This is a genomic window from Micromonospora inaquosa (assembly GCF_003857055.1).
In the GTDB taxonomy this organism is placed as follows: Bacteria; Actinomycetota; Actinomycetes; order Mycobacteriales; family Micromonosporaceae; genus Micromonospora; species Micromonospora inaquosa.
In genome coordinates this window covers 1-8,649 of sequence record NZ_QGSZ01000089.1, presented here as the reverse complement: position 1 = coordinate 8,649, position 8,649 = coordinate 1, and the positions used below count along the sequence as shown (strand labels likewise).

The window sequence follows — 8,649 nt, the reverse complement described above, 5'->3', positions numbered from 1 at the left end:
CGATCGGACCGGCGAACACACCACCGGCGAACGCGAGACCAGCAACAGACAGCATGCTCTTACGGAAGATCGTGTTCATGAGGGGTAGCTCCTTCGGGGGTAGGACACCCGCTGTGCCGATCGGGGGAACGGCAATCACACGGGTGTGAGCACCTCGTCCGGCGCTGCACAAAACAAGGGAAAAGTCTTCGGGGGGTGACGCCCACGGTTCTCGGCGTCGGTCGGCGACTTCACGGGCGGAGGGCTCGTGGCGCCGGGTCCAGATGTAACGACCAGGGGGCCGGGGTCATTCCGGGGGCGGCCCACCCGCCGGGCACCTCATCGTGGCGGTGCCGGGTCGTCGGTCGTGGCGACCGCAACGACCAAGGGGCCGGGGTCATTCCGGGGGCGGCCCAACCCGTCCGGCACCCCCATGGCGGCGGTGCGGCCGGTCGGTCGTGGGGACTGTAACGACCGGGCGGTGGCCGGCATTCCGACCTACGCGACCTGCCAACCCAACCCCGTGCGGGCCGGGGGTGCTGCGATCGTCAGGGTATTCAACGACCCCGACCCGGCCACGATTCCAGCCCACGAGTGCGACCGACCACACCCCAGCAACACCCGCCACCGGACAAACCACCCACACGTCACCGACCTGCGGCGTCGAAAGCGGGCCTCACCCGGTGATCCACTCGGGTTCACGGAAAACGGGGTATCCCGGGCGGCGGGACACCCCGACTTCATGAAACACGAGTCGATCACGAATCGGCTGGGCGGCGACAGGTCTGGCAACCAGGCGGCAAGCGCGCAAAAGTGGGCACACAACCTGTGAACCGGGCAAACATCGCGCCGAACGAGGTGTGCGGGCACGCTCGGAACAGCGCGCTGGGATCAGCCTGAGCGACACCGGCTCTGGAGGGCGTTACCCTGACACCATGCAGGCCGTCTCCCCCACCGCGACCGGCGTGGCCTTTCTGGCCCGCCCGGGTCGTCCCGCTGTGGTGGCACGGACGCTCGCCGAACTGGCCGGCCCCACCCGGGGTGTGGTGGAGTTGCCGGTGCGACTGATGTGGAACGCCGAGCGCACTTTCGACCTCGGCGACCCCGACCAGCTGCTCTGGATGTACGAGAACGTGCTTCGGGAGACCACCCGCGCCGAGGATCTGCGCGCTCTGATCAACGGGCGGACGTTGCGTCGGGTGTGGCGACTGCTCAACCTGCCTCGGGGCGTACGCCAGGCGTGGGAGAGCCGGCACCGCGGCCTGCGCGCGGCGTGATCGAACCTCATCTGCACGAGTTCTACCGGGAGGTGGCCCGGGTGGCGCTGGCCGCCGCGGGGCCGTACCGGTTCGTTCTGGGTGGTGGGGTGGCGTGGGCGGCGCACGGGTTGGTTGCCCGACCGACGGAGGACGTCGACCTCTTCGCGGACGTGGAGGGAGCCGCGGCAGCGGCGTCCGCCGGGGTACGGGTGGCTCTGGAGCGGGCCGGGTTCATCGTCACCGACGCCGACCCGGACAGTGAGCTGGCCGAGCTGTTCGACGGGTACGAGCAGGACATGAAGGATTTCGTGGTGAGCCGCGACGGACGGCAGATCCGGCTCAGCCTCGCCCGGCTGGACCGCCAGCAGAGCCCGGTGGTGATGGACCTCGGCCCGGTGATGGACGTCCGTGACCTGGTGGCGAACAAAATTGCGGCGTTGGTCAATCGGCGGGAGGTTCGCGACTTCATCGACGTGGCCGCGGCCCTCGACCACTACGACGTGACCGAGCTGTTGGTGCTGGCACGGCAGGTCGATCCCGCGCTGGACCCGGATGATGTGCGGGCCGCTGGCCGTTACCTGGACCGCCTCTCCGACCAGCGTTTCGGCCGCTACGGCCTGGGCGCCACCGACGTCGCCGAGATCCGGCAACGCTTCGCCGCCTGGCCACGCTGACCACCGGGCCGAGCGAACAGGCCAGGCCACCGGGTCGCGCGAACAGGCCAGGCCACCGGGTTGCGCGGACAGACCAGGCCGCCGTGCCGCGCGAACAGGCCAGGCCGCCGGGTGGGCGTCCCGCGCGGAAGCCCACCCGGCGGCGGATCACTTGGTCGGTCGGCCGCCCGTGACCCCCAGGATCTCGCCCGTCACGTAGCTGGACTCCTGCGAGGCGAAGAAGACGTACGCGGGTGCCAGCTCAGCCGGTTGCCCGGGTCGCCCCTCCGGGGTGTCGGTGCCGAACTGCTTCACCTTCTCCTTCGGCATGGTGGCCGGGATCAGCGGCGTCCACACCGGCCCCGGCGCGACCGCGTTGACGCGGATGCCCTGTCCGGCCAGGTCGGCGGCGAGAGCCTTGGTGAAGTTGGCGATCCCGGCCTTCGTCGTGGCGTAGTCCAGCAGCTGCGGCGACGGGTCGAACGCCTGGATCGACGACGTGTTGATGATCGCCGACCCCTCGGCGAGGTGCGGGATGGCGGCCTTGCAGAGCCAGAACATCGCGTACAGGTTGGTCTTGAACACCCGGTCGAACTGCTCGGTGCTGATCCCGAGGATCCCCTTGTCCTGCGACATCTGGTACGCCGCGTTGTTGACCAGGATGTCCAGGCCGCCCAGGTCGCGCACCGCCCGATCGACCAGTTCCTGGCAGTGCGCCTCGTCGGTGATGTCACCGCGTACCGCGATGCCCCGACGGCCGGCGGCCTCGACCAGCCGGATGGTCTCGTGGGCGTCGGCGTCCTCCTCCTCACCGAGGTAGGAGATGAGCACGTCCGCGCCCTCCCGGGCGAAGGCGATCGCGACCGCCCGGCCGATCCCCGAGTCGCCGCCGGTGATCAGTGCCCGCTTGCCGTCGAGTTTGCCGCTGCCCCGGTACGACTCCTCCCCGTGGTCCGGCTTCGGGGTCATCTGTCCGGTCGAGCCGGGCGCTGACTGCTGCTGTGCGGGTTGACCGGACTGCTGGCCGTACTGGCTGGTCGGGTCCTGCTGGGTGCGCTGGTCCTCGCTCACTGATATCTCCTCGCTGCGCGCGGGAAGCGAGGGCTCTCCCGCGGATGTCGTCCCTGACCGCCCTACCCCACGCCGACCTGTGGAAACCGCTGCACCGGTCGGGGCTGGCGTGGCGGGCGTGCCGGGTGGTGGTTATGGTGCGCAAGGCGCTCACGAGGCGCGTCCACCCCCATGGAAAGGCATGTCATGACCTCTCCCTCCGGCCCGTCGCGCCGTCAGGTGCTCGTCGCCGCGGCGGCCGCGGCGACGACCCCGCTGATCGCCGCCGCGCCCGCGCAGGCGGCCGGCAAGCCCCGGCCGCGCACCTGGGACCTCACCCTGCTGGGCACGTCGGACACGCACGGCAACGTCTACAACTGGGATTACTACCGAGACGCCGAGTACGACGACAGCAAGCAGAACGACATCGGCGTCGCGAAGCTGGCGACCCTGATCAACCAGATCCGTCGGGAGCGGCGCGGCAAGGCGACGCTGGTGCTCGACGCCGGCGACACCATCCAGGGCACACCGCTGGCCACGTACTACGCCAAGCAGGAGCCGATCACCGCCACCGGGGAGAAGCACCCGATGGCCCGGGCGATGAACGTCATCGACTACGACGCGGTGACCCTGGGCAACCACGAGTTCAACTACGGGCTGCCGTTGCTGGACCTGTGGATCCGTCAGCTCGGCTTCCCGGCGCTCGCCGCGAACGCCGTCAACGCGAAGACCGGCAAGCCGGCCTTCCTGCCGTACGTCATCAAGAAGGTCTCCCTCGGTTTCGCCGCGCCGACCCTGCGGGTCGGCATCCTGGGGTTGACCAACCCCGGTGTGGCCATCTGGGACAAGGGCAACGTCGAGGGCAAGCTGCGCTTCGACGACATGATCGCGACCGCCGCGAAGTGGGTGCCGATCATGCGGGCCCGCGGCGCCGACCTCGTGCTGATCTCCGCGCACGGCGGTGACAGCGGCACCTCCAGCTACGGCCCGGAGCTGCCGAACGAGAACCCGGTGGCGCTGATCGCCCAGCAGGTGCCGGGGATCGACGCGATCCTCTTCGGTCACGCGCACAACGAGGTGGTCGAGCGGTTCGTCACCAACGAGCGCACCGGCACGCAGGTGCTGCTCTCCGAGCCGTCGAAGTGGGGCCAGCGGCTCACCCGGATGGACTTCACCCTCGCCCGTGAACGGGGTCGGTGGACGATCACCAAGAGGGCCGCCACGATGCTGAACACCAACACCGTGGTCGAGGACCCGAAGGTGCTCGCCGCCGTGCGGGCCCAGCACCAGAAGACCGTGGCGTACGTCAACCAGGTGGTCGCGCGGTCCACCGTGGAGTTGTCGGCGGCGGAGTCGCGGTACAAGGACACTCCGATCCTGGACTTCATCAACCACGTGCAGACCGAGGTGGTGGGCGCGGCGCTGGCCGGCACCGCGTACGCGGATCTGCCGGTGCTGTCGATCGCGGCGCCGTTCAGCCGGACCGCCGTCTTCCCCGCCGGCGACGTCAAGATCCGCGATGTCGCCGGCCTGTACGTGTACGACAACACCCTTGAGGCGGTCGTGCTCAGCGGGGCCGAGGTGCGGGCGTACCTGGAGTACTCGGCGAAGTTCTTCCGCACCCTGGCGCCGGGCGCGCCGGTCGACCCGGAGCAGATCAGTGACCCGGCCGTGCCCGACTACAACTACGACGTCTTCTCCGGCCTGGACTACGACATCGACATCTCCAAGCCGGTCGGGCAGCGGATCACCCGCCTGGTGCTGGCCGGCACCGACACTCCGGTGGCCGACAACGCCCAGTTCGTGGTGGCGGTGAACAACTACCGACGCAGCGGCGGCGGCAACTTCCCCGGCATCGTGAAGACCCAGGTCTACAACGCGCAGCAGGAGATCCGTCAGCTGCTCATCGACTGGGCGCAGGCTCGGGGGGCGATCGACCCGGCCGACTTCTTCAAGCCCAACTGGCGGCTGGTACGCGAGGGCGTGCCGGTCTTCTGATCGCACACCGTCGACGGGCCGTGGGTGGCGACACCTGCGGCCCGTCGCGTGTTGTCAGCCGGCGTGGCGCAGATTCCAGTGGACGGGGTCGTCCAACGGTTCGGGCCGCTCGCTTCGCGATTCGACCTCGGTCAGCTCGACCCGCTGATCGGGACGGACGGCGAGCGGCAACTCCCCGAACCGTACGTGGCGCAGGAACGCGTACTCGTCATCGGTGAACGGTTGCTCGGCCATCGGCACCTCCCGCTGCTCCGCTGTGATTGTCCGCCAGCTGGAGGGCTCAGCACCAGTAACCGCGTACACACCCTGTAAGGCGTCCTAGGATCCTGGGTGAATAGCTGGGGCTCGGCGTGGGGCTGGTAACCGATCCAGCACCGCGAGGGCGGCCCGGATGGGCCGGCGGCGCAGCATCTCGTCGAAGCTCGCCCGCCCCTGACAGAACTGAACAAACATCCGCCAGCCCGGCGGGGTGGCCAACAGGGCGTGGAACACCTCCGGGCGGCGCGTGAAGACATCGAGCAGCCGGAACCCCGCCCGCATCTCCGGCAGCAGACGCTCGGCCACCGCCCGCTCGTACCCCGCCAGGTCACCACCCGCGACCGCCGCCCCGGCCAGCGCACCGGAGCGCAACGCGAAGCTGATGCCCTCCCGGCTCCACGGCTCCAGCAGCCCCGCCGCATCCCCCACAACCAGCACCCGACCGGTGCGCAACGGTGAATCCTCCTCGCGGCAACGGGTCAGATGACCGGAGTCGTGCTCCGCCGGCAAGCCCGTCAGACCCAACCGGTCGACGAACCGCCGCAGATAGTCGCGGGTCCCCTCCCCCGCGCCCCGACCGGCGATCACGCCGACGGTCAGCCGGTCACCCTTGGGAAAGACCCAGGCGTACGAGCCCGGCATGGCACCCCAGTCCAGCAGCAACCGACCCCGCCACCGCTCCTGCTCGGCGGGCGGCACCGGAATCTCCAACTCCAGACCCAGATCCACCTGCCGGTACCGAACCCCGACATGCCGCGCAGTCACCCCCGACGAGCCGTCCGCCCCGATCACGGCACGAGCCGCGATCGTCGTACCGTCGGCCAGCCGCAGGCGTACCCCCTCCGGGTCCTGCTCGACCGCGCGGACCGCGACCCGCTCCCGCAACTGGGCGCCGGCGGCAACCGCCGCCGCGCGCAACCGGTCATCGAACTCCTCGCGGCGCACCATCGTCACCACCGGACTGCCATTGCGGCGGGTGAACTCCCGACGGCCGTCGCGGGTGAATGTCACCCGGTCCACCCGGTCGTGCGCGGGCACCTCGATCCGATCCTGAACGGCCGCCAGAGAGGTGCCGATCAAACCACCGCCGCAGGTCTTGTACCGCGGGTGCGCGGCCCGCTCGACAACAAGTGTGGAAACGCCCGCACGGGCAGCGGCGTGGGCCGCGGACAGCCCCGCGGGGCCAGCGCCGACGACGACGAGATCCCAAACGATCACGGAAGCAGCCTAGGGCACCGCCCCGGCGCGGCCAGTGGACCCGCCCGCCGTCGCGACCGCCCGATCGGGTGCGCATCTTCGGGCACCGAGGGGGTAACCGGCGCACGGCAACCGCCACCGAAGTGGCGGACGAGCAGAGGAGGAACCCATGCAGCAGGTGCAACTGTCGGAGGCCGAGCAACGGGTGTACCAGGCGGTCACCGTCCTTGAATCACGCGGACAGGTGCCCTACCCGGACCTGATCGCCGAGGAATCCGGGCTCACCGAGGAGCAGGTGGGCAGCCCCCTGCACCTGCTCACCGAAAAGGGCCTGCTGCACCGCGAGGACTCACCGATGGCCGGCCTCGACTTCGGTCCCCGGTTCTGCGCCCGCCAGATGGCGTGATCCGCGGAGCCAGCCGGCACGGTTCGCCCCCCGAAGATCCGGGTAGCGGTCAACCATGCACGACCGAGGGTCGACGGGGGGCACGATGAGCGCGGCGCAGCCGCCGCAGCCGGTGACCCCGGCCGAAAACCGACATCGCTGGCAGGCGGTCGGCGTTGGACTCGTCGCCGCGTTCATGACGCTGCTCGACGTGAGCATCGTCAACGTCGCGGTGCCGTCCATCGACCGGGCGCTACACGCGTCGTCGAGCGATCTGCAGTGGATTCTCTCCGGGTACGCGCTCACCTTCGGCCTGGCGCTGGTGCCCGCCGGTCGCTTCGGCGACGCCCGCGGTCGGCGCAACGCGTTCGTCTTCGGCATCGCGCTGTTCACCATCACCAGCGCGCTCGCCGGCCTCGCCACCTCGCCGACGTGGTTGGTCATCGCCCGACTACTGCAGGGCGCCGCCGCCGGCGTCGTCAACCCGCAGGTCATCGGGCTGATCCAGCAGCTGTTCCGCGGCCCCGAACGCGCCCGCCCGTTCGGGCTGCTCGGCGCCACCATCGGCATCTCCACCGCCGTCGGGCCGCTACTCGGCGGCCTGCTCATCGCCATCGGCGGCGAGGAGCACGGCTGGCGCTGGGTCTTCTTCGTCAACGTGCCGGTCGGTGTCCTCGCGGTGATCCTCGGCTGGCGGTTACTGCCCGGCCGCCCCACCGGTCAACCCGGTTGGCGTCGACTCGACCCCTTCGGCGTCCTGCTGCTCGGCATCGGTGTGGTCCTCGTCCTGCTGCCACTGGTGCAGGAACAGCAGTGGCAGACCCCCTGGAAGTGGGCGCTCATCCCGGTCGGCCTGGCGGTGCTGGTCGCCTTCGGGCTCTGGGAGCGACGGTACGCAAGCCAGCACGAACCCCTGTTCGACCTTCGACTGTTCACCTTCCAGTCGTACACGCTCGGCTCGATCCTGGCGCTCGTCTACTTCGGCGGTTTCACCGCGATCTTCTTCATCTTCACCCTGTTCCTGCAGATGGGTCTCGGCTACAGCGCGCTCGTCGCCGGCCTGGCCATCACCCCCTTCGCCCTGGGTTCGGCCGCCGCCGCCGTGCTCGGTGGCCGCATCGTCAACCGCTTCGGCCGACCACTGGTCGCCGTTGGTCTGCTCACCGTGCTGGTCGGGCTGGCCGCGACAGTGATCGGGCTACACCTCGCGCCGGACGCCCCAGCGCCCTGGGTCACCGCCGGCCCCCTCCTCGTCGCCGGCATCGGCAGCGGCCTGGTGATCGCCCCCAACCAGACGATCACCCTCGCCGAGGTGCCGGTAGGGCAGGCCGGTAGCGGCGCGGGCATGCTCCAGACCGGGCAGCGGATCGGCGCCGCGGCTGGCATCGCCGCCGTCGGGTCGCTGTTCTTCTCATCGCTGGCCGACAGCCGCGGCGACTGGACCACCGCCTTCGAACAGTCCCTGATGCTCGCCACGGGCATCATCGCGCTCGCACTGATCGTCGCGCTGATCGACATCTGGCGCAGCCACAAGCACAGGAGCTGACCGGGGTACGCCGCTGGCCGGCACCCCGGGTTGCGGGTGCCGGCCAGCGGTCTGGTGTTCTGCGGTCTTGCCGTGCGGTGGTGCTGACGTGCGGTGGTGCTGGTGGTCAGCTGTTCCAGTACTGGGCGACGAGGTCGGCGGCCTGCTGCTCCCACTGGGCGTAGGCGTCCGGGTACGCCGACACCTGCACGGTCTGCGCGGCCTCGGTCAGCGGCATGTCCTGCCACCCGTCGACCTGCTTCAAACCCTTCAGGAACGCGGTGGTGGAGTACTCGGGGTTGGTGATCTGTTCCGGGGTACCCCAACCCGAACTCGGGCGCTGCT

8 protein-coding genes and 1 pseudogene are annotated in these 8,649 nt (G+C 70.0%); 5 read left to right on the top strand and 4 right to left on the bottom strand.

Annotation, left to right across the window (positions count from 1 at the left end; all coding sequences use genetic code 11):
* The first annotated feature begins 914 nt into the window (after positions 1-914).
* Both DLJ59_RS01730 and DLJ59_RS01725 read left to right on the top strand, forming a co-directional pair.
* Positions 915-1,256, top strand: a complete 342-nt coding sequence (locus DLJ59_RS01730; protein ID WP_124770765.1) for a hypothetical protein — start codon at positions 915-917, stop codon at positions 1,254-1,256.
* Entirely contained in the window at positions 1,253-1,912 is a 660-nt protein-coding gene (locus DLJ59_RS01725; protein WP_124770764.1) for a nucleotidyl transferase AbiEii/AbiGii toxin family protein, read from the top strand. Before DLJ59_RS01730 ends, DLJ59_RS01725 begins: the two co-directional genes overlap by 4 nt.
* 147 nt (positions 1,913-2,059) lie before the next feature.
* Here the strand turns inward: DLJ59_RS01725 and DLJ59_RS01720 are convergent, their stop codons facing one another.
* Entirely contained in the window at positions 2,060-2,962 is a 903-nt protein-coding gene (locus DLJ59_RS01720; protein WP_124770763.1) for an SDR family oxidoreductase, read from the bottom strand.
* Between the two features lie 186 nt (positions 2,963-3,148).
* Here DLJ59_RS01720 and DLJ59_RS01715 point away from each other — a divergent pair, with 186 nt between their 5' ends.
* Entirely contained in the window at positions 3,149-4,939 is a 1,791-nt protein-coding gene (locus DLJ59_RS01715) for a bifunctional metallophosphatase/5'-nucleotidase (RefSeq protein ID WP_124770762.1), read from the top strand.
* Between the two features lie 54 nt (positions 4,940-4,993).
* Here the strand turns inward: DLJ59_RS01715 and DLJ59_RS01710 are convergent, their stop codons facing one another.
* Positions 4,994-5,173 carry a hypothetical protein gene (locus tag DLJ59_RS01710; protein ID WP_124770761.1) on the bottom strand — a complete coding sequence of 60 codons (180 nt, stop codon included), beginning with the start codon at positions 5,171-5,173 and terminating at the stop codon, positions 4,994-4,996.
* Positions 5,174-5,257: 84 nt separating this feature from the next.
* On the bottom strand, positions 5,258-6,415 hold the full coding sequence (locus DLJ59_RS01705; RefSeq protein ID WP_124770760.1) for a geranylgeranyl reductase family protein: 1,158 nt from the start codon (positions 6,413-6,415) through the stop codon (positions 5,258-5,260).
* A 148-nt stretch (positions 6,416-6,563) separates the two neighbouring features.
* Between DLJ59_RS01705 and DLJ59_RS01700 the strand changes: the two genes are divergently transcribed.
* A complete protein-coding gene (locus DLJ59_RS01700; RefSeq protein ID WP_124770759.1) occupies positions 6,564-6,800 on the top strand; it encodes a hypothetical protein in 237 nt (78 codons plus the stop codon).
* An 85-nt stretch (positions 6,801-6,885) separates the two neighbouring features.
* Positions 6,886-8,325: an MFS transporter gene (locus DLJ59_RS01695; RefSeq protein WP_425271376.1), complete on the top strand. Its 1,440-nt coding sequence runs from the start codon at positions 6,886-6,888 to the stop codon at positions 8,323-8,325.
* 106 nt (positions 8,326-8,431) lie between these two features.
* Here the strand turns inward: DLJ59_RS01695 and DLJ59_RS01690 are convergent.
* A pseudogene (locus DLJ59_RS01690) lies at positions 8,432-8,649 on the bottom strand (hypothetical protein); the annotation flags it as partial.

Bases quoted from the DNA above. Each gene is read 5' to 3' on its own strand.
- DLJ59_RS01730 (WP_124770765.1), top strand. From the start codon at position 915: ATGCAGGCCGTCTCCCCCACCGCGACCGGCGTGGCCTTTCTGGCCCGC.
- DLJ59_RS01715 (WP_124770762.1), top strand. From the start codon at position 3,149: ATGACCTCTCCCTCCGGCCCGTCGCGCCGTCAGGTGCTCGTCGCCGCG.
- DLJ59_RS01710 (WP_124770761.1), bottom strand. From the start codon at position 5,173: ATGGCCGAGCAACCGTTCACCGATGACGAGTACGCGTTCCTGCGCCAC.
- DLJ59_RS01700 (WP_124770759.1), top strand. From the start codon at position 6,564: ATGCAGCAGGTGCAACTGTCGGAGGCCGAGCAACGGGTGTACCAGGCG.
- DLJ59_RS01695 (WP_425271376.1), top strand. From the start codon at position 6,886: ATGAGCGCGGCGCAGCCGCCGCAGCCGGTGACCCCGGCCGAAAACCGA.